Genomic DNA, 22,952 nt, shown 5'->3' with positions numbered 1-22,952 from the left:
GTTCACGCAGCCCGTTGCCAGACAGCACTGCAGGGGTGGTGCCGAACCAGCCGAACATCCACATCAGGGAGGCGACGGCGGCCGCGGCTCCGGCAGAGACGAAGATGCGACGGTAGAGATCCACTGCGGTGGGCTCAGGGTCAGGGTCCCGAGAGGGAAGGTTGTAGGGCGGAATGTAGGTGTAGAGGTCTTCTTCCTCATCAGCGAACTCATACCGCGGAGGCTGATAGTTCTGGGCCGTGGCAGCCTCGATGGCTGCCGCCTTCTGCAGGATCACGTCACGACGGCGGTGCTCATCTAGTGCCTTGCGGACACGTACCGGGACGGTAGTGCCAGGCGGGGCAGAGGCACCGACAGGGGAGGCATAGTCCTCGCGGTACGCCGGCAGCACAGTGGTGGACTCGGCGTCGGATTCCGGCTCGAAGTCCTGCGCATATGCGGGGATGGCAGCGGTGGCGTCGGAGTCGGCTGACTGGTCCTCCGGCTCGGTAGAGTCTGCGGCGTCCGGTTCAGTCTGGTCAGCCTCAGCATCGGGTGATTCGACAGGAGCGGGCTCGACGAGTTCGACTGGTACTGCTGGCTCGACTGGTTCCGTCGTCTCGACTGGTACTGCCGCCTCGACGGATTCTCCGTCCGAGTCCGGCTCAGAGTCCTGTCCGGCGGGGAGGTCAGGCTGTGTTTGCTGCTCGGCTGCAGCAACTGTCACCAGCTCAGCTTGAGCGGCCTTGCGCGCCCGGCGCTGCGCCCACCAGCGTTTGGCACGCTCGTCGAGGGAGTCCAGGAAACCGCTCAGCCCTGATTCGGCTTCACGCTGGGCAGGGGCAGTCCGCTTCTCCGAGCCGAGAGCATCAGCCTCGCTCTCAGGGGATTCGCCCTCTTCTGCATCGAGCATCTTCGGCTCGGGCACCTGTGACTCTGGCGATTCTGGCTCGGGCGCCTCTGAGCTCTCCGAGGGCAGGGCACTTGGCTCAGCGGCGTCGTCGTCCTCGGCGCGGTATTCAGGGAGAGCTTCGCTGGCTTCCTCTAATGAGTCATCAGTGCCCATATCAACCGTGCTGTTCCCGGCATCACGCTTCTCAGCGCTTTGGTCACTGCTGGCCTCATTACTGGTCTCAGCGGTCGGCTCGGTGGTCAGCTCATCGGCGTCACCCAGCGGATCAGTAGATGCTTCCTGCCCGGGTTCCTGATGCTGATGGTCGGCATCAGCAGCATCATCGGCAGCAGCGTCCGGCGACACAGCATTATGGGAGACCTCATTCTGTGACGCTGTGTCATCTGACTCGGCATCATCTGACACCGCGTTCTGCAACTCCGCATCGCCTGACATGGGGTTCGATGGTGCCGTCTCCAGGGCCTCCTCGTCCGGGGCAGCTGCCTCAGGACGTGACGGTTCGGTCAACGGAAGCCTCCCTCGGGCACTCAATCAGGTACTCAGTGTGGTCTCAAGCGGCCTATGCCGCCGCAGTCTGGTCATCAGCAGAAAATGCTTCCAGTCAAACCTGGGCGGATGCCCGACGTCGCCTGGTGTACAGCACCGCAATCGCCAGTCCCACTAGCGTACCTATAACAATGGCGGCGATAGTGCTCACCAGAGGGGGTAGGCCCGTAGTTGTTCCCGTAATGTAACCTAATCCGGCCAGCCAGGCCGTCCAGGTGGCCGCACCCAGCAGTGCCAACCCCACCAGCGGCCCCCAGGACAGGCGCATCATTCCGGCGCTGGCCATGGAGGCGGCCCTACCGCCAGGAACCCAGCGAATCAGCAGCAGGCCGATCAGCGTATTGGCATCGCCGGCGCGGATCGAAGCACGCAGCAGGGCGCGATGGATCTTGCGCCCCCACTTCCACCGGTGCAGCAGCCTGATGAACTGATACCTAAAGCACGCGTAGAGGGCGACGTCGCCGGCCAGGCATCCCAAGAAAGTCGCCAGAAACACAGCCCACAAAGGCATGATCGCCTCAGCCGCCATGGCGCCGGAGGCGATGACCATCACCTCAGAGGGAAATGGCGGTACAAAAGCCGTAAATGCCACAGCCACTGCCTGCAGCGGCAAGTACCACAGACCCCATTGTTCGAACAGTTCGACCACATCAGCCCCTTCTCATCTGCGGTCGGCAGTGCGGCCTTCAGCCGGCGCCTCCACAAGCTTACGTGCTGAGGTGAACTCTCTGATCCGGCCGCTGATCGGGTCGGTGAATTCCAAGCGCTGGGCCAGCAGCTGAAGGGGCGCATCAAAGTCATCGGGAGCGTCATCCCAGAGATCCGGATAGAACCGGTCGTGCAGAATGCCCAGACCCAGCAGGGCCATATGGATGCGAAGCTGGTGAGTCTTGCCGGTGTGCGGACTCAGCCGGAACAGTCCCACCGGCGTTCCTGCCCGGCTGGTACCGGTGGCTTCAAGCTCCACACGGGAGGAAGCATTGGCTCCGGGAATCACTTCGGTGCTGCGGCGTCGCTTGCCGCCGCGACGGTCATGAGGGCGTCTGCCCGAGTCCTTGACCTCGTAGGGCATCAGCTGGCTGACCACCACGCCCTTGGTTTTTTCGATCCTGTTGCGGACCGTCAGCGGGAACCGGCTGGAGAGTTCCGCTCGGTCGATGCCTGCAGGAAGAGCGCTCACGCATTGGTACTGCTTGGCGACTTCGCGCCGTTCAAACAACAGCTGATAGGCACTGCGGGTCTCTGGCTGCTTGGAGAAGAGCACAAGCCCTGCGGTGCCGCGATCCAACCGGTGGATGGGCACCAGATCAGGAATCTGCAGTCGGTTGCGCAGCCGAACCAGTAGTGACTGCTGCACGTACCGTCCAGCAGGAGTCGTCGGCAGAAAATGTGGCTTGTCTACTACCAGCAGATGCTCGTCTTCGAAGAGCACTTCCTCAGTCACCGGCAGAGGTGTCTCTAGGGGCACGTTGCGGTAGTACCAGAGGAACTCGACGTCGCCCAGGGGTGTCTCGGTGCTCAGCGGGCGACCGTCAATATCGACGACTTCTCCGTGGTGAAACCGTTGGGTGATGCCAGCGGAATCAATATGCCCGAACTTCTCCAGGACAAAGTCGTGCACTGTCGCCCACGGGCCCTGCAGCGGGATTCTCAGCCGGGTGGCATTGACTCCGTTGCGTACCGGAAGCGGTGATTTCATCCCCAGTCGGGGGCTTGGGCCTGCGCGACGTCCTTGGCCAGGTCGCTTCCGGGCTCGGGGGCGCCCAGCGGTTGATTGATCTGCCAGCTGACGCCGAACTTGTCCTGGACCCAGGCGAAGTTCTTGGCGAAATCGTAGTCACCAGGCTCCATCAGGTAGCTGCCGCCGGCGGCCAGCTTCTGGGTGATCTGAGTGAACTCGTCTTCGGTATCGACCACTACGGCCACCGAAATCGAGGGGGTGAAGTCGAACTCGTGTTTGATCAGAGAGTCCTGGATCATCAGTACCTGACCACCGATGCGCAGCTGAGCGGTGGCCACCAGCGTGGTCTGCCAGTCCACCACCGTCTCCATGGCGGCGGTGTCATCCATCCATGCCGAGGAGCTGGGGGTCGACGACGCCGGAGTCTGTGCTTCTACGGCGTCGTTCGCTGCTGCGGGACCTCCGGACTCCGGGTTTTCCTCGACGCTCTCGGTCTCGGCATCGGGAAGACTCTCATCCTCCAGCGGCTCCTGCGGGGCCGGTGCCTCGAAATGCTCGGAGTCTTCCGGGAAGCTCGAATGCTCGGAGGATGACGCGTGGTGGCTATCGGCACTCTCATCATCGTCAAGGTCGTTGCTGGTGGGCTCGTCGTCAGCCTCGAGCTGCTCAGTCCCGGGCGCCGAGACCTCAGCCTCGTCCAGTTCCTGGACCGAGGTGAGTTCCTCCTGCTGTGCAGCAGGGTCAAAAATCTCTGTGCCTTCGGGGTGGTGGAGGATCTCCAGCAGCTCCGCGTCCGGGAAAGTCTCCAGGTAGTAGTCGATGGCCTCCTGGGCGCGGCCCTGGAACATCAGGAATGGAAGGCACATAATCATAGGAAAAGACTAACCGCAAATCGCGCTGGGCCGGGTCCACCTCCGCTATGGGGTGAAACCTTCGCGCCGCAGATCAGGCTGAGAACCGCAGTCCTGAAGGGGAGGAATGAAAGCCTGCCTGGCGCAGCGACTGTCCGAACCGGTGCTGCAGAACCGGCTCGCCATTGACGCGCTCCACGGCGAGTCTGCCTGTTTTCGCCTTGCGCAGTCGGGTGGTTAGGGCAGCAGCTGCGGTGTCTAAGAGGAGCTCATCATCGGTGAACACCAGAAGCGTCCGCCCACCACGTTCCATATAGGTCACCAACTCGCCATCGATCAGCACGACGACGGCGCCAGCCTTGCGTCCAGGCCGGGCTTTGGCGTTTGCTGCCTGCTCGTGAGTGCTCGGCCAGTCCAGAGCCGCACCGTAGGGGTTGGCGGGGTCCACGGCAGCCAACACCACCGGAGATGACGCGGTGGCTTGAGACCTACTGACTCCGGAGTTTGTGCCCTGCTGGGCGTTGTGGTCCTCCTGCTGCTCGGCGATCTCGCGCAGCCGGTCGATAGTGGCCGAGCTGGTGAACTGTGCCGCACCCAGTCCTTCAATGAAGTAGCCGCGGCGGATCCGGCCGGCTTCTTCTGCTGCAGAGAGAACTTTGTACACCCCTGCGAAGCTGCCCGGAGTCTGCTCAGCCACCACAGATCCGCGGGTCAGCACGCCATAGCGATCCAGCAGAATCTCTGCGCGGGTGTGAGCTGCCTCGGTGGGGGAGGCGGCGGCCCGCGGAGCCAGCGCCCAGCGCACCCCTGCTGAGGGCGATTCGCCGCGGGCATTCTGCACCGCCTGGCGCAGTGCCACCCGGCGGGAGGTATGCCGGCTGCGCACCGGCTGGGCGCGGTGCCGGTGGGCGGTGCTGCCTCCGCTGAGCTGCTGTCGCAGGGCGGCGTAGCTGTCCGGTGCCACCCGGCCGGTCCAGAAGAGCTCCCACAGCGCGGTTCGGGTGTCTTCCCGCGAGGAAATCTCCGTGTCGGCATGCTCCCTGCTCAGCTGGTCATGCAGCGCCTCAGCGAACCAGGCGCCACCGCGGGCAAGGACCTGCAGAATCTGCTCCTGGAGGGGGCTGGGTGTGTGGTCAGCCGGGGGAAGTACGGCGATGTCCTCAACAGGGGTGAAGCAGATCCAGCCGTCGTGACCGCTTAAGGCGCCTCGGCCGATCACCAGCACTTCACCTGAGCGCAGCAGTTCATCCAGCAGCGCTGGCGTGTAGTCCTTGACCCGCGCCGGCAGAATGAAGGACTCCCAGGCGCTGGCTGGTGCGGGGAAACCGGAGAGCTGGGCAATGACCTCGGCCAGCCCGGCCACGCTCTCAAGCTGCTGATTCGCTGTGACGGCCTGCCACTCAGTCAGCAGCGTGGCATAGGCCCGCGGTGGGACAGGTTCTACTGCAGCGCGCAGGGCGGCCAGCGACCTGCGACGAATCCGGCGCAGCATCTCCGCATCGACGTACTCAACGTCGACCGCCTGGTGGCGGTCCGGTCGGAACAGGCCCTCCACAATGCGGGCCTCATCGGTCAGTCGGCGCAGGACCTGGCTTACCGCGGCCACCGGTAGGGCCAGGGCCTCAGCGGCTTCCTCTGCGGTGAAGGGGCCGTGGGTGCGTGCGTAGCGACTGACCAGATCCCCCAAGGGGTCTTCCACCGGGTCCAGGAAGGTCTGCGGTATGCCTTGTGGGATCGCCACACCCAGCCCATCGCGCAGCCTGGAGGCATCCTCCACGGCGGAGTAGCGGGGCTGGCCCTGCCAGGTCACGGCGAAGGCGCGCTGTGCTGTAACCAGCTGCTCGGCCAGCTCCGCGGCCTGTTCCGGGCTCAAGTGCGCGTCGTCGTCGGACACGTCCTCTGCGGCGAGCCGCAGCCCTAGCTGCTCAGCGGAGAGTGGTCCCAGCAGCCGCAGCAGATCTGCCGCGCCCTCCGCACCGCGCAGCCGCCTGCCGGGGCTCAGCCGCTGGGCGTGCTGCTGGGCGTCGGCGATGATCCCGGCGTCGAGGAACTCGCGCAGTTCCACCCGGCCCAACAGCTCGTTGAGCAGCTGCGGGTCAACGCTCAGCGCCGCCGCCCGCCGCTCGGCAAGCGGCGAATCGCCCTCGTAGAGGTACTGGGCGATATAGCCGAAGATGATGCTCTGCGCGAAGGGGGAGGGAGTCCTGGTGGTGGCCTCGACAATCCTGATCTTACGCTGGGCGATGCCGCGGGTCAGAGCTTCCAAGGCTGGTAGGTCATAGACATCCTGCAGGACCTCGCGCATGGCCTCCATGATGATCGGGAAGTCCGGGTAGCCGTGAGCCACCTCCAGCAGCTGGCTGGAGCGCTGGCGCTGCTGCCACAGCGGCGTGCGCTGACCGGGGTTCTGCTTCGGCAGCAGCAGTGCGCGCGCTGCGGCTTCACGGAATCGTCCGGCAAAAAGCGCACTGGAGCTGACCTGGCGGATGACCAGCTCCTCCAGCTCATCAGGTTCGAACCTGAACAGCTCAGCGCCCGGTGGCTCCTCCTCCATCATGGGCACCCGCAGCACAATGCCGTCATCGGAGGCGAAGGCAGCGCCGTCGAGCCCATAGCGCTGGTGCAAGCGCTCACCCACCGCCAGAGCCCACGGGGCATGGACCTGCATTCCGTAGGGTGAGTGCAGAATGATCCGCCAGTCGCCGAGCTCATCGCGGGTACGTTCCACCACCAGAGTGGTGTCGCTGGGCAGAGCACCGACCGCCTCGTCCTGCTCACGCAGATATCGCAGCAGGTTCTCCTGGGCCCAGGTATCGAGCCCCAGCGCACTCAACTGCTCCATGGCATCTGCGGGGGCGGCCGCGTGCATCCGGCGGGTGAACTCTCCCAGCGCCTTGCCCAGCTCGGCCGGGCGGCCCAGACCGTCTCCGCGCCAGAAGGGCAGGGAAGCTGGTTGTCCGAAGGCCGGGGAGACCAGCACCCGGTCAAAGGTGATCTCCTCGATTCGCCAGCTGGTGGCCCCGAGGGCGAACACATCGCCCACGCGGGATTCATAGACCATCTCCTCGTCGAGCTCACCGACGCGGCGCCCCCCGGTGCGGGAGTCCTCCGCGCCGACTAAGTACACCCCGAAGAGGCCGCGGTCTGGAATGGTGCCGCCAGAGGTGACGGCGATCCGCTGCGCCCCGGGTCGCCCGGTAATGGTGCCGGCATCGCGGTCCCAGACGATGCGCGGACGCAGCTCGGCGAAACGATCGGAGGGATATTTGCCCGAGAGCAGATCCAGCACAGCTTCAAAGGCTGATCGCGGCAGTGCGGAGAATGGTGCGGCCCGGCGCACGGTCTCGAACCAGGTCTCCACCTCCAAGGTCTCCATGGCGGAGGCAGCAATGGTCTGCTGAGCCAGAATGTCCAGCGGATTCTTCGGGATATGCAGGGCTTCGATTTTTCCGGCCAGCATGCGTTCAACAACGACGGCGGTGCTCACCAGATCCCCGCGGTGCTTGGGGAAGAACCATCCCACCGAGACTTCGCCCACCTGGTGGCCGGCGCGGCCGATGCGTTGCAGGCCTGCCGAAACCGCCGGGGGTGCCTCCACCTGGATGACCAGGTCCACTGCACCCATATCGATGCCCAGCTCAAGGGAGCTGGTGGCGACCACGCATTTCAACCGCCCTGACTTCAGGTCCTCCTCAATGAGCTTGCGCTGCTCCTTAGACACCGAGCCGTGATGCGCCTTGGCCAGGTCCGGCAGGTCTTCAGTGTTGTCCTCCGCCAGGCCCTGGGACTCGCTCCAGATCTCATTGATCCGGCCGGTGAGCTTCTCGGCCAGCCGTCGGGAGTTCACAAAGACGATGGTGGAACGGTTGGCGGTGACCAGTTCGACAACTTTGTGCTCCACATGAGGCCAGATCGAGGGCTGCAGCGGCTGTGACCCCTCAGCCTCAGACTCCACCTGCGGTGCGGCCAGGTCCTGCACCGGCACAGAGACCGTGATGTCCCACTTCTTCTCCGAAGCCGGAGCCACGATCTCTACAGCAGCGCGACCCGCCGGATAATGACCACCCAGGAAGCGCGCCACCTCATCCCGGGGCTCCACGGTGGCTGAGAGTCCGATGCGCTGAGCCGGACGGTTCCCAGCCGATTCCACAAGGGCATCCAGGCGTTCCAGAGACAGCGCCAGATGTGCGCCGCGTTTGGTGCCTGCCAAGGCATGGATCTCATCGATGATGACGGTCTGGACGCCGCTGAGGGTGGTCCTCGCCTGAGAGGTGAGCATCAGGTAGAGCGACTCAGGGGTGGTGATGAGAATATCCGGCGGATTCTTCAGCAGATCCCGGCGCGCCTTAGGAGAGGTGTCTCCGGTGCGCACACCCAAGCTGATCTCCGCCGGTTCCTGCCCCAACCGACGCGCGGTATGGCCGATGCCCACCAGCGGGCTGCGCAGATTCCGCTCAATATCCACCCCCAGGGCTTTCAGCGGGGAGATGTAGAGCACCTGTGTCTGGGCGGGACCTGCGGTCCGGGGCGCAGCATCTGGCTCGCTACCACCGGTGATCAGCCGGTCAATGGACCAGAGAAAGGCCGAAAGTGTCTTTCCCGAGCCGGTGGGGGCCACGACCAGCGCGTTCTTACCGGCGGAGACGGCCTCCCATGCGCCCTCCTGGGCAGCGGTGGGCGCGCCAAAGGAGGCCTGGAACCAGTTCCGGGTCGCTTCGGTGAATCTCTCCAGCGCAGTCACGCCCTCCAGCCTAAGCGGCACTGCTGACAGGCTGGCTGTTCAGCGCACCCAGCGCAGCAGGTCCTGCCGGCTCAGCGGCCGGTTGAACAGTGGGCCGTCGGGTTCCATGATGCGCCCGGCCGGAAGTGGGCCCAGTGACACCGGGTCGAAGCCCATCTGCGACACCAGCTGCATCACCTGACCACGGGCGTCGTCGACATCTGCCGCCACAGCCAGTGCCCGGCGCTGCTCATGGGCAGCGTGCGGTGCAGCGGCCTGCTCCACCTCATGATGGGAGATGTGATTCAGCGCCTTCACCACCTGTGCTGTGCCGAACCGTCCCGCAATGGCCATGGAGCTGGGAAGCTGCTCATCCACGGCGGCCTGCAGCCATCCCGGCAGCGGCTCGTGGTGCCACGTGTTGGTGGCGTCTATGAGCACAGTGCCCGAGACCCACTGCGGATCCACCTCGTCGAGCTCCTCCTGGGGTACAGCCAGTACGACGATGCCGGGTCCCTGGCTGAGCGTGCGCTCTGCGATTTCCGCCGGCCAGACCGGCCGGGCGCCAGGAGCGTAGATCTTGAGATGGTGCTGCAGCGCTTTGGGCGGGCGAGTTGAGCAGATGTCCACGGCAATACCGGCCGAGAGCATGGTCCGCGCGAAGGCCGTGCCTGCCCGCCCCGCCCCTAGAATGCCGACAACCGGCTCGGGCCCCTGATGATCCTCAGACATGGTGATAGGGCCTTCCGCCGCTGATCTCCTGGGCGCGGTAGATCTGCTCGGCCAGAATCAAGCGCACCAGCTGATGCGGGAAGACCAGTCGGCTTAAGGACCAGGTGAAGTTCGCACGGCTAGTGAGCGCCTGGTTCACCCCGTAGGCACCCCCGATGATGAGCACCACACTGCGTCCACCGCTGAACTGGGTCTGGAGATGATTCGCCACCTCCGGGGAGGAGAGGTTCTTGCCGCGCTCATCCAGGAGCACCACATGGTCATCACCCTTCACCGCGCCCAGCAGGCGAGCCGATTCCTCGTCCCGGGCGGCGTCACCTTCGCGGGATGAATGCGGCAGCAGCTTCCAGGTCAGATCGTAGGGCTTGCGCAACCTCTTGGTGTAGCGCTCGACTCCCTCGGAGACCCACGCCTCATGCTTCTTCCCGATGGCTAGAACAGTGATGCTCATGCCTGACAGCCTATGCGGGAGACCGCCGCGTCTGGAGTGAGACCAAGATCATAGAAGACCGGTGAGTGCCTCCATGCCTCCCAGCTGGCGTCCAGGAAGCTCGCAGGCCAATGAAATCAAGGGATCACGCGAGTCTGATCCTGCCGATTGGACGAACCGGTCAGTCTGTGCCTAAGATAGTGCTCGCTGTTTTCAGCAGTTCGAGGTCCCCAGGGACCCGGGTCAACCGGGATAACGGGGGCCGATGCGCGAGTGGCGGAATAGGTAGACGCGCTGGCTTCAGGTGCCAGTGCCTTCACGGGCGTGGGGGTTCAAGTCCCCCCTCGCGCACATAGAGCTGAGGCTCCGGGTCCACACCCGGGGCCTCAGCTCTTTTTTCTTCCGACGTAGACTGGACCAGCCATGTCTGACCTGCAGAATCCCGCCCCCGACACCGAGAGCTCCACACCTTCAGTGTGGACCCCGGAGAACCTGAACTATCCGGAGCAGCTGCCGGTCACCGGCCAGCGGGACACCATCCTGAAAGCGCTGCGGGAGCACCAGGTGGTCGTCGTCGCCGGCGAAACTGGCTCCGGCAAAACCACCCAGCTGCCCAAGATGCTCCTTGAGCTGGGACTGGCGCAGCAGGGACTGATCGGCCACACTCAGCCGCGCCGATTGGCCGCACGCTCGGTGGCCGAACGGCTGGCCGAGGAGCTGAAGACCCAGATCGGCCAGACCGTGGGCTATCAGGTGCGCTTCACCGCTGAAGTCGGCAAGGACACCTCGGTGAAGCTCATGACCGACGGAATTCTGCTCGCCGAGATTCAGCGCGACCCGATGCTGAAGAAGTACTCGGCCATCATCATCGATGAGGCCCATGAGCGCAGCCTCAATATCGACGTCATCCTGGGCTATCTCAAACGGATCCTGCCCAAGCGTCCGGAGCTGAAGGTGGTCGTCACCTCCGCCACCATCGACCCGCAGCGCTTCGCCCGGCACTTCAGTCAGCAGCCGCTGCCTGCAGCGGAGGATGAGCTGCCTGAAGATATTCCGATCATCGAAGTCTCCGGACGCACCTACCCGGTGGAGATCCGCTACCGCCCTGTGCAGGACTTAGAAACCCTGGAGGACGACGACGGCGAAGCCGGTCTGCCCAGTGGGCCGGCCTCAGCAGGATCTGAGGATCGCGATCTGCTGGACGCAGTGACAGATGCCGTGCTGGAACTCAGCGGTGAGCCCGACGGTGACATTCTGATCTTCTTCCCCGGCGAACGTGAGATCCGCGACGCCGCGGATGCGCTCACCGACACCATCAAAAACCATCGAAAGCTGGCCAACTCGGAAGTCCTGCGGCTCTTCGGCCGGTTATCTCTGCAGGAGCAGCGGCGAGTCTTCACCCCGGGAGGGCGGCGCCGGATTGTGCTAGCCACCAATGTGGCCGAAACCTCGCTGACTGTGCCCGGCATCAAATACGTGATCGACACCGGCACTGCGCGCATCTCCCGGTACTCCACGCGCACCAAGGTGCAGCGGTTGCCGATCGAACCGATCAGCCAGGCCAGCGCCAATCAGCGTGCTGGCCGCTGTGGCCGCACCTCCGACGGCATCTGCATCCGGCTCTACTCCGAGGAAGACTTCCTCTCCCGTGATGAGTTCACCGACCCGGAGATTCTGCGCACCTCCCTAGCCTCAGTCCTGCTGCAGATGTCCGCGATGGGCATCACCAGGACCCCGGATGAGCTGTTGGATTTCCCCTTTGTGCAGAAACCCGACTCCAAAGCCGTCAACGACGCCGTGCGGCTGCTCTCCGAACTCGGCGCGTTGGAAGGCGGTGGCCGCAATGCTGGGCGAGTCACGGCCACCGGGCGTCGTCTGGCGCAGCTTCCTGTGGATCCGCGGCTGGGCAGGATGATGGTGGAAGCCGCCCGCCGGGATTGCCTGACCGAGGTCACCGTGCTGGTGGCAGGACTGTCGATCCAGGATGTCCGGGAGCGTCCCACCGAGAAGCGCGATGAGGCAGATGCGCTGCATAAGCGCTTCGCCGATGAGAATTCGGATTTTTCCGCGCTGATGAATCTCTGGCGCTACATTCAGGAACAGCAGAAGGAACTCTCCTCCAGCCAGTTCCGCAAACTCTGTCGCCGGGAACATCTGAACTGGCTTCGCATCCGCGAATGGCAAGACCTGGTTTCCCAGCTCGGCGAATTGGCCCAGCAGGCCAAACTCGCCGAGCACCGGGTCAAGCCGCTCCATGGCACCGACCATGTGGCCAAGCACGATGCGGTGCATAAGTCCCTGCTGGCAGGTCTGCTCAGTCATATCGGGCTGTTTACCCCGCGCACCCGGGACTATCAGGGCGCCCGTGGTACCCGCTTCGCGATCTTCCCGGGATCGGGGCTGTTCAAGAAAAACCATGATCTGGTGATGGCCGCTGAACTGGTGGAGACCTCCCGGCTCTGGGCCCGCATGGCAGCGAAGATCGACCCGGCGTGGGCTGAGGAACTCGGAGCTCACCTGGTCAAACGCACCTACTCCGAGCCCACTTGGAGCGCGAAGAAAGGCGCCGTGGTGGCCACCGAGCGGCTGACCCTTTTTGGGGTGCCGATCGTGGCTGACCGCCAGGTGCTCTTCGGCAAGATCGATCCGGTCGGTGCGCGCGAGGAGTTCATCCGTCGCGCCCTGATCGAGGGCGACTGGTCCACCAAGCATCACTTCGACAAACGCAACCGCGCACGGTTCGCTGAACTCGAGGAGCTGCAGGAACGCACGCGGAGACGGGATCTGCGGGCAGCGGATCAGCAGCTGGTGGATTTCTTCGACCAGCGCCTGCCGCGCAGTATCACCTCCCAGCGGGCCTTCGACGCCTGGTGGAAGGAACAGCGCCATGACACACCTGAGCTGCTGGACATCCCGCAGGACACCTTGATGGCACCGGCTGCCGAGCAGGTGGATCTTGAGGCGTTCCCAGCTGCCTTCGATCACGATGGCCTGCAGCTTGAGCTCACCTACGCCTATGAAGCCGGCGTCACCGTGCGTGTCCCAGTGCTCTTCCTCAACCAGCTGCAGCCGCACCGCTTCGAATGGTTCATCCCGGGGCGTCGTACCGAGATGATCACCGCCCTGATCCGGCAGATGCCGAAGCAGCAGCGGAAGAACTTTGTGCCAGCACCTGATGTTGCCGCCCAAGCCCGGCAGCTGCTGGAGGAACAGTACGACGTCGAGGTCTCACCCTTCACCGAGGCACTGGCTCGGGTGCTGCGCCAGCTCAAGGGCGTCGTCATCGATAGTGAACACCTGGATACCTCCCGGCTGCCGGAGGACCTGCGCTTCACCTTCGCCGTGGTCAGCGAGCGCGGGCGAATCCTGGACACTGGGGCAGATCTGGCGGAACTGCAGGTGCGCTTCTCCGCGGAGAACCGGGAGGCCATCGGCCGTTCCCTCACCGGTGGGGGAGCCGGCTCAGTGGGTACAACGGGTCGCTCTGGTCAGCCCGGTCAGTCAGGTCAGTCAGGTCAGCCCAGACAGTCCCGTCAGTCCGGAGGCGTGGAGTCTCACCAGCAGTCCAGCGCCGGCTCGCAGCAGGACCGGCAGGATGCCGTGACCGGTGCCGGGGAGCGCGTTGACACCTCAGCGCGACAGCAGGTGACCTGGACTTTTGGTGATATCCCCAGCACAGTAGCCACCCGGGTTGCCGGCCGCGAAGTGACCGGATACCCGGCGCTGACCCCCGATGGCCCCGGGGTGCGGCTGATGGTGGCCCAATCTGCCGCCGAGCAGCAGCGCACCCACCGCGCTGGCGTCGTGGCCCTGCTCAGTGCCGTGCTGCCCTCACCCCAGCGCTATGTTGTGGAGCACCTGAGCAACCGGGAGCGACTGGCGTTTGGCCAGTTCGCCAAAGACGCTTCCAGCAGCACCGAACAGATGGTGGCTGAGGCAACCACTGCGGCGCTGGATCATCTGGTGCCTGCTGAACTGCCGTATACCGCTGCCGCGTTTGAGCAGATCTCCCGGAATGCCCGAGCTGAACTGATCGAGACGGTGCTGTCGCTGACCGATGTCATGGCGCGGGTGCTGACTCTGAACACTGAGGCCCGGGCAAGGCTGAGCAGCGTGCGGGCGGCGGCACTGAAGCCAGCGGTGTCGGATATGCAGGCCCAGATCGATCAGTTGGTTCACCCCGGTTTCATCACCGCTACCGGTTTCACTCAGATGCACCACCTGCCGCGGTATCTTCAGGCGATGCTGCTGCGCCTGGACAGGTTGGAGGCTGGCCAGGGCCTGGCTAAGGACACCACGGATATGCAGGCAGTCCAGGAGCTCGAGGATGAGTACGACGCCGCCATCGAGGCCGTACCCCCGCAACTGCCGGTGCCGCCGGAGCTGGCCCAGGTGAAGTGGATGCTCGAGGAACTCAGGGTCAATCTCTTCGCCCAGTCATTGGGCACGCCGCAGACCGTGAGTGCTAAGCGCGTCCGCCGGGCCATCAAGCAGGCCGGCCAGGTCTAAGGCCGGAAGCACCCGCTAGGAGGGGTCTTTCTCGGCCTCCAGCCGACGCTTGACCTCGGAGGCGTAGACGTCCACATACTCCTGGCCGGAGAGCCGCATGATCTGAGACATGATCTCGTCAGTGACCGCACGCTGAGCGAAACGGTCATCGGCGTTGCCGTAGTAGGTCTCGAAGCTCATCGGTTCACCGATGATCATCCCGACTCGGCGCACCCGCGGGATGTTCTTGCCGATCGGCTGGACCTTATCGGTGCCGATCAGCGCAATCGGGATGACCGGGACCTGCGCGCTCAGGGCAAGCTTTGCCACGCCCAGCCTTCCACGGTACAGACGCCCATCGGGGCTTCGGGTACCTTCAGGGTAGATACCCAGCAGGTGCCCTTCACGCAAGGCATTCTCGCCAGCGGAGAGCGAGTTCTGGCTGGCGCGTCCGCCGGACCGATCCATGGGGATCTGGCCGCTGGCGTTGAAGAACCAGCGATTCCACGCCCCGTTGACGCCCTTGCCCTTCCAGTAGTCGTTCTTGGCCAGGAAGCGCACCTGCCGGGGCACAACCACAGGAATGAATACCGAATCAGAGAAGGACAGATGGTTGGAGGCCAGGATGGCAGCGCCCTCGGTGGGGATATTGTCCAGCCCTTTGACCCAGGGCCGGAACACCGTATTCACCAGGGGAGCCACCACTAAGGATTTGGCGGAGCGGTAGAACAGAGATGACGACGGGGGCACGGGCAGGCTCTTCCTCTCGCCCCTCTGACTTCAGAGGGCACTACGGCGGATAAGACGTTCACCACAACAATAGGCGGTTTATAGTGAACTCATGGTGAACAGCGCTGCAGGTGCCCTGATCCTTCATGGATTCACATCAACCACTGCTTCGATGCAGCCGGTGGCTGATGCGGTGCGTCAGGCCGGCTACGAGGTGGAGATGCCGTTGCTTCCCGGTCATGGGACACGTTGGGAGGAGTTGGCGCTGACCCGAGCCGATGATCTCTTCGCCGAGGTGGACGCCGCTTATGGGCGGCTGGCCTCACGCTGCCAGACCGTGGTGCCGATCGGGCTGTCCATGGGCGGGGCGCTGGCTCTGTGGGCCGCGGCCTCCTGGGGTTCCGACGGAGTGGCGGCCATCAATCCGGGACTGCGGCTGACACCTGGACTGGGCCTGATCGCTCGGCTGCTGGCCACGGTTCGGCCCTCTGTGGCCTCCATCGCCGGGGATATCGCGAACCCGGAGGTCACCGAGGAAGCCTACGGACGCACACCGGTGCGGGCAGTCGCTGAGCTCAACGAGGTTTTCCGGCGCACTCGTGCCGTGCTGCCCTATCTGGAATGCCCGGTGCTACTGCTGCGATCAGCCCGGGACAATGTTGTCGGCTCAGCTTCGGCCCAGCTGCTTACCCGCAGTGTGCCCAAGGGGCAGATCCAGGAGGTCATTCTGCGCCGCAGTCAGCATGTGGCCACTCTGGACTACGACGCCGAACTCCTCCAGCGCAGGATTATTCGCTTCATAGGAGAGGTGTCGGCATCGCCCGCCGGGTAGGCTGGTGCCCATGAACAAGCAACGTGATGAGGACTCCTACTACCGCAGGAGCGGCTCACAGCCGGTTCCGGGGCGTCCGGTGCCGAAGAACCTCGGGCAATCCCGGGGCGGCGGCCAGCGCGGCCCCCGGGACTATCACGTCGATGATGCGGCGATGGAGGAGATCGACGATTTCCGCCCGCCGAACCCCAAGAACCCGCTGGCAGGTGCCAAGCCCGCCGTCGTGCTTGGGTCCTTCCTGACCATTGCCGGAATCCTATCGCTGATTATCTTCCCCTTCCTGCCGGTGTCTTTCCCCGGCTGGACGACGGCGGCGCTGATAGGCGTAGTCTTCCTCGGCCTGCTTGTCCTCTTCCTGCAGATGCCCAGCAAGCGCACAGGCAGCGGCGACGGAGCGCAGGTCTAATAGCACTGCTGGCCGGTCGCACCAGGTGATTGAGCTAGCGGCAACGAAGCAGTTTTCTCACCTACCCAGGAGGAGTTCTAGCTTGGGGGCATACAGTCCGCGTGCACACGGAGTCGACACAGCACCAGCCAGCCAGCACTCAGTGCCAGCGATGGTGCAGGTTCGAACAGACATGAACATTACCGATCTGCTCGATCAACAAGTCAATGAGGACCCCGGTAATATCCTGTTCACTCGGCGTGACCAAGACGGCCAGTGGGTAGATGTCAGCGCCGCCCAGTTCCAGCGGGAGGTCAGTGACGTAGCGAGGGGCCTCATCGCCTCCGGTATCGAGGCTGGTGACAGAATCGGCATACTTTCGGCCACCCGGTACGAATGGGTCCTGTTGGATTTCGCCATCTGGTATGCAGGGGCGGTCAGCGTGCCCATTTATGAGACGTCTTCAGTCAGCCAGGTCGCCTGGATCCTGCAGGACTCCGGTGCGCGGACAGTCATCACGGAGACGAAGGCCCAGCGGCAGCTGGTCGCTGAAGCAGTGTCTTCGGAACAGCTGAGCAATGTCACCGAGATTCTCTGTCTGGAGCAGAATGCTCTGGAAGTGTTGCGGCGGTCAGCCCCGGGCGCGACCGCGCGCGAACTTGAGCAGCGCCGCAGCGCCGCCTCGCTGGAAGACCTGGCGACCATCATCTACACCTCCGGCACCACCGGTCGCCCCAAAGGCTGCGAGCTGACCCACGGGAACTTCACCGAACACTGTCTGCAGACTCTGGCAGTCATGGATGGGGTGATCGGCAAGCATTCCTCCACGGTGCTGTTCCTGCCGATGGCTCATGTTTTCGCCCGGTTCGTCTCGGTGATCTTCATCGCCGCAGGGGGCCGGGTGGCGCATACGCCGGATATTCGCCAACTCATCGATGATCTCGGTGATATCCGGCCCACCTTCCTGCTGGGGGTACCGAGGGTCTTCGAGAAGATCTACAACGCGGCAGTGCTGAAGGCTGAAGCCGAGGGTAAGAGCCGGATATTCTCCCGCGCCGTGGATGTGGCAGTTCGCTATTCCCAGGCGGTGACGGCGGGTCGGGTACCTCTGGGGCTGCGCGCCCAGCACAAGGTGTTCTCCAAGCTGGTCTACTCCAAGCTCATGGCCCGGATGGGCGGAGAAGTCACCCATGCCTTCTCCGGCGGCTCGCCGCTGGGGGAGCGAACGGCGCATTTCTTCCATGGCATCGGTGTGCAGATCATCGAAGGCTACGGCCTGACCGAGACCACCGCTCCGGTGACCGGCAATATCCCCAGCATCTACCGCATCGGCACCGTGGGTATCCCGCTTCCTGGCAATGAGGTGCGCATTGCTGAGGATTCTGAGGTTCTGGTGCGCGGCACCTGTGTCTTCCGCGGTTATCGCGGCAGGCCTGAGCTGAATCAGGAAGCCTTCATCGACGGCTGGTTCCGCACTGGAGATCTTGGTGAACTCGACGACGCCGGACGACTTCGTATTACCGGACGAAAGAAGGACATCCTGGTCACGGCCGGAGGTAAGAACGTCTCACCGGCGCAGCTTGAGGATGAAATCCGTGCGGATGTGCTGGTGTCACAAGCGGTTGTGGTGGGGGAAGGGCGTCCCTTTGTGGGAGCGCTGATCACCCTGGACGCTGAAACGATCAGCTCGTGGTGTCAACGCCGAGGTATCGATCCGCAGACTCCTATGGCTGAGCTGACTGAGCACCCCCAGGTGCTGAAGCATCTTCAGGACATCATCGATCGGGCTAACGCCACGGTCTCACAGGCGGAGTCCATCCGTTCCTTTACCGTCCTGGGGGAAGACCTCACTATCGAGTCAGGTCACTTGACCCCCTCGTTGAAGATCAAGCGTCCCGAGGTGATGCGCGACTTCTCTCAGGTGGTGGATGCGCTCTACACCAGGGCTTCAGCGGCCCGGGGCAAGGCCAAGAGGATGCTCGGTGGCGATTAGACAACGGCGCTCTGCCTCACTAATGTGAGTCGCACCACATTGACATCAAGGCTCTAGGAGGGACCACGTGGCAAGTCAGCTGCAGGAGCACGCAGTGCCCAAAGTTGTTGAGGTCGCATCAGATCTGAACGTCACTGACCTTCTGGAGCGCCAGGTTGCCGAGGATCCCGGCAATGCGCTCTTCGCCCGGCAGCTCCAGCCCGGACAGTGGACTGACGTGTCCGCCCAGGAGTTCCGCGCCGACGTCGTCGCCCTGGCCAAGGGGCTCATCAGCCGTGGAATCAGTACCGGGGACCGGGTCGCGATTATGGCGGCGACTCGATACGAGTGGACTCTGCTGGATTTTGCCATCTGGTACGCCGGGGCGGTGACCGTTCCAGTCTATGAAACGTCCTCACCCTCGCAGATCGCCTGGATCCTGCAGGACTCCGGTGCCCGTATGGTCTTCGCTGAGAAGACCAGCCATCTTAAGGCAGTGGACCGGGCGATCGTGCAGGAGAAGCTCGACGACGTCGAGCATCTTTTCACCATCGAAGGAACTGACCTCGATGAGCTGCGCAGCGAAGGTGAAGCTGTGCAGGACGCGGAGGTGGAGAGCCGTCGCAGCGCAGCAGACTTAGAAGATCTTGCCACCATCATCTACACATCAGGCACCACCGGTCGGCCCAAAGGCTGCGAGCTGACCCACGGGAACTTCGCTGATCTCTCACTGCAGGCCGGCACCTCGCTGAAGGCAGCGATCAACAAGGAGGCCTCCACAGTCCTCTTCATCCCGCTGGCCCATGTCTTTGCCCGCTTCATCTCGGTGATCTCCGTGGCCACCGGTGCGAAAGTGGGTCATACCTCCGATATCAAACAGCTGGTCGATGATCTGGGCAGTTTCCATCCCACCTTCCTGCTGGCGGTCCCGCGTGTCTTTGAGAAGATCTACAACGCGGCGATAATGAAGGCCGAAGGCGAGGGCAAAGGCAAGATCTTCGCCAAGGCAGCCGATACCGCGGTGGAGTGGTCCAAGGCGCAGCAGGCAGGAAAGGTCCCGCTGCTGCTGGGCGCCAAGCACGCACTGTTCAGCAAACTGGTCTACTCCAAACTGCACGCGCGCATGGGCGGCAAGGTGACCCATGCGGTCTCCGGCGGCTCCCCGTTGGGTAAGCGGCTGGGACACTTCTTCCACGGTATCGGTGTGCAGATCATGGAAGGCTACGGGCTGACCGAGACCACCGCGCCGATCACCGTCAACACTCCCACGGCCTACAAGATCGGCACCGTGGGTCAGCCCCTGCCGGGCTGTGCTGTGCGGATCGCCGAAGATGGCGAGATCCTGGGCAAGGGCGTCTGCGTCTTCCGCGGTTATCGCAACCGGCCGGAACTCGCAGAGGAGACTTTCACCTCCGACGGATGGTTCCGCACAGGAGATATCGGCACACTGGATGACGCTGGATTCTTGACCATCACCGGCCGCAAGAAAGAGATCCTGGTGACTGCAGCTGGCAAGAACGTGGCACCGGCCCAGTTGGAAGATCAGATCCGCTCCGATGCGATCGTCTCCCAGGTGGTCGTCGTCGGTGACGAGCGTCCCTTTGTGGCAGCTCTTATTACTCTGGATCCGGAGACGCTGCCCGCGTGGTTGGATCGCCAGGGCATCCCCGCGGAGACGTCCATCAGTGAGTTGACGAAGAGCCCTAAGGTGCGCGAGCACATTCAGAAGGTGGTGGACAAGGCCAACGAGTCTGTCTCCCGCGCGGAGTCCATCCGTACTTTTGAGCTGCTGGAAACTGATTTCACCATTGAATCGGGCCACCTCACACCTTCAATGAAGATTCGCCGGCAGAACATCATGGACGACTTCGCAGAAGTTGTTGATGAGCTCTACGAGAACGCCGCCAAGGAACACGCCGCACGGTAGCTTCCATCATGTGAAACGGGTCTTGGCGCATTAGGTGCCGGAATGATCGCGCCTTACCCTATACGGGTGACTATCTCAGACAAGCCCCGCCACGAGACCCCGCTGACCGCGCCCGGAGAGATCCTGCACACCGGCGCCGCAGAGTATCCGGGGCTCGACAACTGGCGTAGCCTGCCACTGAGCCAGCAGCCGGACTGGCGCGGTCACGAGGACTTCGAGGACGCCTATGAGCAGCTCTCAGCCAACCCTCCGCTGGTCTTCGCTGGTGAAGTCGATAAGCTCAAAGACCGGCTGGCGAAAGTAGCCAATGGTGAAGCTTTCCTGCTCCAGGGCGGAGACTGCGCGGAGACCTTCGACGGCGTGACGGCTGACAAGATCAGCGCCAAGGTGAAGACCATCCTGCAGATGGCTGTGGTGCTGACCTACGGAGCCTCACTGCCGGTGGTGAAGATGGGCCGGATGGCCGGTCAATACGCCAAGCCGCGCTCCTCGGATATGGAAACCCGCGGAGAGACCACGCTGCCGAGTTTCCGCGGGGAGATCGTCAATGGCTTTGATTTCACCCCAGAATCCCGCCGCCCGGATCCCAAGCGCATGGTGCAGGCGTACCATAAATCGGCTGCCACGCTGAACCTGGTCCGTGCCTTCACCGAGGGTGGCTTCGCAGACCTGCGGGCCGTCCAGCAGTGGAACAAGGGATTCATGGAGAATCCGGCGCATACCCGCTACGAGCAGATCGCCGGGGAGATCGATCGCGCAGTACGGTTCATGGATGCCTGCGGCGTCGAATTTGAGGGCCTCAAGCGCACTGAGTTCTACGCCGCACATGAGGCGCTGCTGTTGGACTACGAGCGTGCACTGACTCGTATCGATTCCCGCACCGGCCAGCCGTATGTCACCTCCGGGCACTTTGTGTGGATCGGTGAGCGCACGCGTGAGCTCGACGGCGCCCATGTGGACTACCTTTCCCGAGTGCGCAACCCGCTGGGGGTCAAGCTGGGCCCGTCGACTTCCCCGGAGACTGCGCTGGAGCTGATCAATAAGCTCGACCCCGAGCGCGAGCCGGGCCGGTTGACCTTCATCACCCGGATGGGCGCTAAGAATATCCGCGAGAAGCTCCCACCCCTGGTGGAAGCCGTGCGGGACTCGGGCGCAAAAGTCGTGTGGGTGACTGATCCGATGCACGGCAATACCATCACCGCCAAGAACGGGTACAAGACGCGTCGGTTCGACGACATCATCGATGAGGTACGGGGCTTCTTTGAAGTCCACCGTGCCGCCGGCACCTACCCGGGTGGCCTGCATGTGGAGATGACCGGCGACGACGTGGCCGAGTGCCTGGGTGGCTCCGATGTCATCGACGAATCAGCCTTCGACGCCCGCTACGAGTCGCTGGTGGATCCGCGACTGAATCACAAGCAGTCTCTGGAATTGGCCTTCCTGGTCGCCGAAGCGCTCACCGAGGTGGGCTAGAACCTGCTTAACCGCCGCCGAGGCTGGGGATGAGCGAAGAGTTGATCCCCAGCTGGTAGGCCAGCAGCATCAGCACAGCGCTGAGGATCATCAGAATCGCCACCGCGACAGCTTGGCGAGTGGAATCGGGTGTGGAGAGTTCAACTTTCGGGCGCTGACGCTCTCGCTTGCTGGCACGGGGATCCGCCGCAGCGGTCACCGGTGTGGCGGTGGTGTCGTCGTCGTGGACGCTGAGCCGACCAGGAAGCGGCACTTCTGCCACTGTCTGCCGGTCTTGTTCGGCGAGGGCTGACCAGGGCTCATTCATCCCTTGGGTGCCCTGGGCCGGCTGCGGGGCCTGCGGCCGCGGGGGCGCATAGTCCTGAGGTGCCGGCGGGCCGCCCGGTTTCTGAGCGCCTGGAGGTGTCTGACCCAGGACTGTGGTCGCGTCGTCGTCCCACTGCGTACGGTCTTCTGCGGTGGGGAAGTCCTCTCCGCCGAAGACCACAGTCTTGTCCTCTGAGGCGAAATCCTCATCATCCTCAGCGGGTGAGGGCGTCTCGGGGGTGTGGGCCGAATCTGCTGCTGTCGCGGCGGCAGCCGCGGCAGGCATGGCCGCGGTGGCTGTGGGCGCACCCGTGCCGTGGTGGCGGCGGTGCTTACGCGCCGCGCCGTCGAAGTCCAGCTCCTCATCGCTGAGCTGCTCGCGGACCTCCTGCAGCATATCCAGCAGGGCGTCAGCGTTTTTCGGGCGCTCCGCGGGGTCGGTGCGCGTGGCCTCTCGAACGAGCTCATCCAGAGCCTGAGGCAGTCCGGGCACGTAGGAAGAAGGCGCGGGCACGGTGGAATTCACATGCTGAAAGGCAACCCGGACCGGGGAATCACCGGTGAAGGGCTGGACCCCAGTGAGCATCTCGTAGAGCAGGATTCCGACCGCATAGATATCGGCGCGTTCATCAGCGCCCTCACCTGAGAGCAGTTCAGGAGAGATATAGGCCACGGTCCCCATCAGCGTGGACGTACCGGAATGATGGGTGGCGGCCCGAGCCAGGCCGAAATCGGCGAGCTTGATGCGGCCCTCTGGAGAAACCAGCACATTCTCGGGCTTGATATCGCGGTGGACCAGACCGGCACGGTGAGCGGCCGCTAGGCCGGCCAGAATCGCCTGCGTATAGGCCAGGGTCAGCCTTGGCGTCATCGGTCCGCTCTTGAGCAGAGTGCGCAGCGTGGCTCCGGGAACATACTCCATGACCATGTAGGCGGTTTCCCGGGTCTGGCCCTGGTCCAGAACCTGCACCACATTGGGGTGGGAGAT

Annotated in this window: 14 protein-coding genes, 1 tRNA gene and 1 pseudogene; 7 read left to right on the top strand and 9 right to left on the bottom strand. The window is 63.8% G+C overall.

Annotation, left to right across the window (positions count from 1 at the left end; translation table 11 throughout):
- The 7 genes and pseudogenes from TX78_RS01630 to TX78_RS01600 all read right to left on the bottom strand — a co-directional run.
- Positions 1–1,399, bottom strand: a pseudogene (locus tag TX78_RS01630) (hypothetical protein); the annotation flags it as partial.
- A gap of 94 nt (positions 1,400–1,493) precedes the next feature.
- Positions 1,494–2,087: a DedA family protein gene (locus TX78_RS01625; protein ID WP_044493010.1), complete on the bottom strand. Its 594-nt coding sequence runs from the start codon at positions 2,085–2,087 to the stop codon at positions 1,494–1,496.
- 12 nt (positions 2,088–2,099) lie between these two features.
- The gene (locus tag TX78_RS01620) at positions 2,100–3,137 is read right to left on the bottom strand and encodes a pseudouridine synthase (protein WP_187118345.1); all 1,038 of its coding nucleotides are present in this window, start codon (positions 3,135–3,137) and stop codon (positions 2,100–2,102) included.
- Positions 3,134–3,991: a VOC family protein gene (locus TX78_RS12425; protein ID WP_081652482.1), complete on the bottom strand. Its 858-nt coding sequence runs from the start codon at positions 3,989–3,991 to the stop codon at positions 3,134–3,136. The genes TX78_RS01620 and TX78_RS12425 overlap by 4 nt, the downstream gene beginning before the upstream one ends.
- Positions 3,992–4,064: 73 nt before the next feature.
- Positions 4,065–8,711: an ATP-dependent helicase gene (locus tag TX78_RS01610; RefSeq protein ID WP_044493006.1), complete on the bottom strand. Its 4,647-nt coding sequence runs from the start codon at positions 8,709–8,711 to the stop codon at positions 4,065–4,067.
- A gap of 39 nt (positions 8,712–8,750) precedes the next feature.
- Positions 8,751–9,422, bottom strand: a complete 672-nt coding sequence (locus TX78_RS01605) for an NADPH-dependent F420 reductase (protein ID WP_044493004.1) — start codon at positions 9,420–9,422, stop codon at positions 8,751–8,753.
- Positions 9,415–9,873, bottom strand: coding sequence for a 23S rRNA (pseudouridine(1915)-N(3))-methyltransferase RlmH (locus TX78_RS01600; protein ID WP_044493003.1), 459 nt, complete (start codon positions 9,871–9,873; stop codon positions 9,415–9,417). The genes TX78_RS01605 and TX78_RS01600 overlap by 8 nt, the downstream gene beginning before the upstream one ends.
- A gap of 246 nt (positions 9,874–10,119) precedes the next feature.
- On the opposite strand from TX78_RS01600, the gene TX78_RS01595 reads away from it, so the two are divergent.
- Both TX78_RS01595 and hrpA read left to right on the top strand, forming a co-directional pair.
- Positions 10,120–10,203, top strand: a tRNA-Leu gene (locus tag TX78_RS01595).
- Between the two features lie 72 nt (positions 10,204–10,275).
- Complete coding sequence (gene hrpA / locus TX78_RS01590) at positions 10,276–14,361, top strand: ATP-dependent RNA helicase HrpA (RefSeq protein ID WP_044493002.1); 4,086 nt, start codon at positions 10,276–10,278, stop codon at positions 14,359–14,361.
- A 15-nt stretch (positions 14,362–14,376) separates the two neighbouring features.
- On the opposite strand, the gene TX78_RS01585 is transcribed toward hrpA, so the two are convergent.
- Positions 14,377–15,072 carry a lysophospholipid acyltransferase family protein gene (locus TX78_RS01585; RefSeq protein WP_044493528.1) on the bottom strand — a complete coding sequence of 232 codons (696 nt, stop codon included), beginning with the start codon at positions 15,070–15,072 and terminating at the stop codon, positions 14,377–14,379.
- A gap of 109 nt (positions 15,073–15,181) precedes the next feature.
- On the opposite strand from TX78_RS01585, the gene TX78_RS01580 reads away from it, so the two are divergent.
- The 5 genes from TX78_RS01580 (at position 15,182) to TX78_RS01560 (ending at position 21,658) form a co-directional block, all read left to right on the top strand.
- Positions 15,182–15,901 carry an alpha/beta hydrolase gene (locus TX78_RS01580; protein ID WP_044493000.1) on the top strand — a complete coding sequence of 240 codons (720 nt, stop codon included), beginning with the start codon at positions 15,182–15,184 and terminating at the stop codon, positions 15,899–15,901.
- Between the two features lie 10 nt (positions 15,902–15,911).
- Positions 15,912–16,307, top strand: a complete 396-nt coding sequence (locus TX78_RS01575) for a hypothetical protein (RefSeq protein WP_044492998.1) — start codon at positions 15,912–15,914, stop codon at positions 16,305–16,307.
- Between the two features lie 172 nt (positions 16,308–16,479).
- Positions 16,480–18,279 (top strand): AMP-dependent synthetase/ligase, encoded by a 1,800-nt coding sequence (locus TX78_RS01570; RefSeq protein WP_233722115.1) that lies wholly within the window; start codon positions 16,480–16,482, stop codon positions 18,277–18,279.
- Between the two features lie 79 nt (positions 18,280–18,358).
- Positions 18,359–20,185, top strand: coding sequence for an AMP-dependent synthetase/ligase (locus TX78_RS01565; RefSeq protein ID WP_044493526.1), 1,827 nt, complete (start codon positions 18,359–18,361; stop codon positions 20,183–20,185).
- Positions 20,186–20,287: 102 nt separating this feature from the next.
- The gene (locus tag TX78_RS01560; RefSeq protein WP_044493525.1) at positions 20,288–21,658 is read left to right on the top strand and encodes a class II 3-deoxy-7-phosphoheptulonate synthase; all 1,371 of its coding nucleotides are present in this window, start codon (positions 20,288–20,290) and stop codon (positions 21,656–21,658) included.
- Between the two features lie 7 nt (positions 21,659–21,665).
- On the opposite strand, the gene TX78_RS12420 is transcribed toward TX78_RS01560, so the two are convergent.
- A partial coding sequence (locus TX78_RS12420; protein WP_147640405.1) for a protein kinase domain-containing protein occupies positions 21,666–22,952 on the bottom strand: 1,287 nt, incomplete at its 5' end.

Origin of the sequence: Nesterenkonia massiliensis, assembly GCF_000455245.1 — a bacterium.
GTDB lineage: Bacteria > Actinomycetota > Actinomycetes > Actinomycetales > Micrococcaceae > Nesterenkonia > Nesterenkonia rhizosphaerae.
Note: the sequence above shows the minus strand (reverse complement) of the source record. Positions and strands in the feature narration are given on the sequence as shown.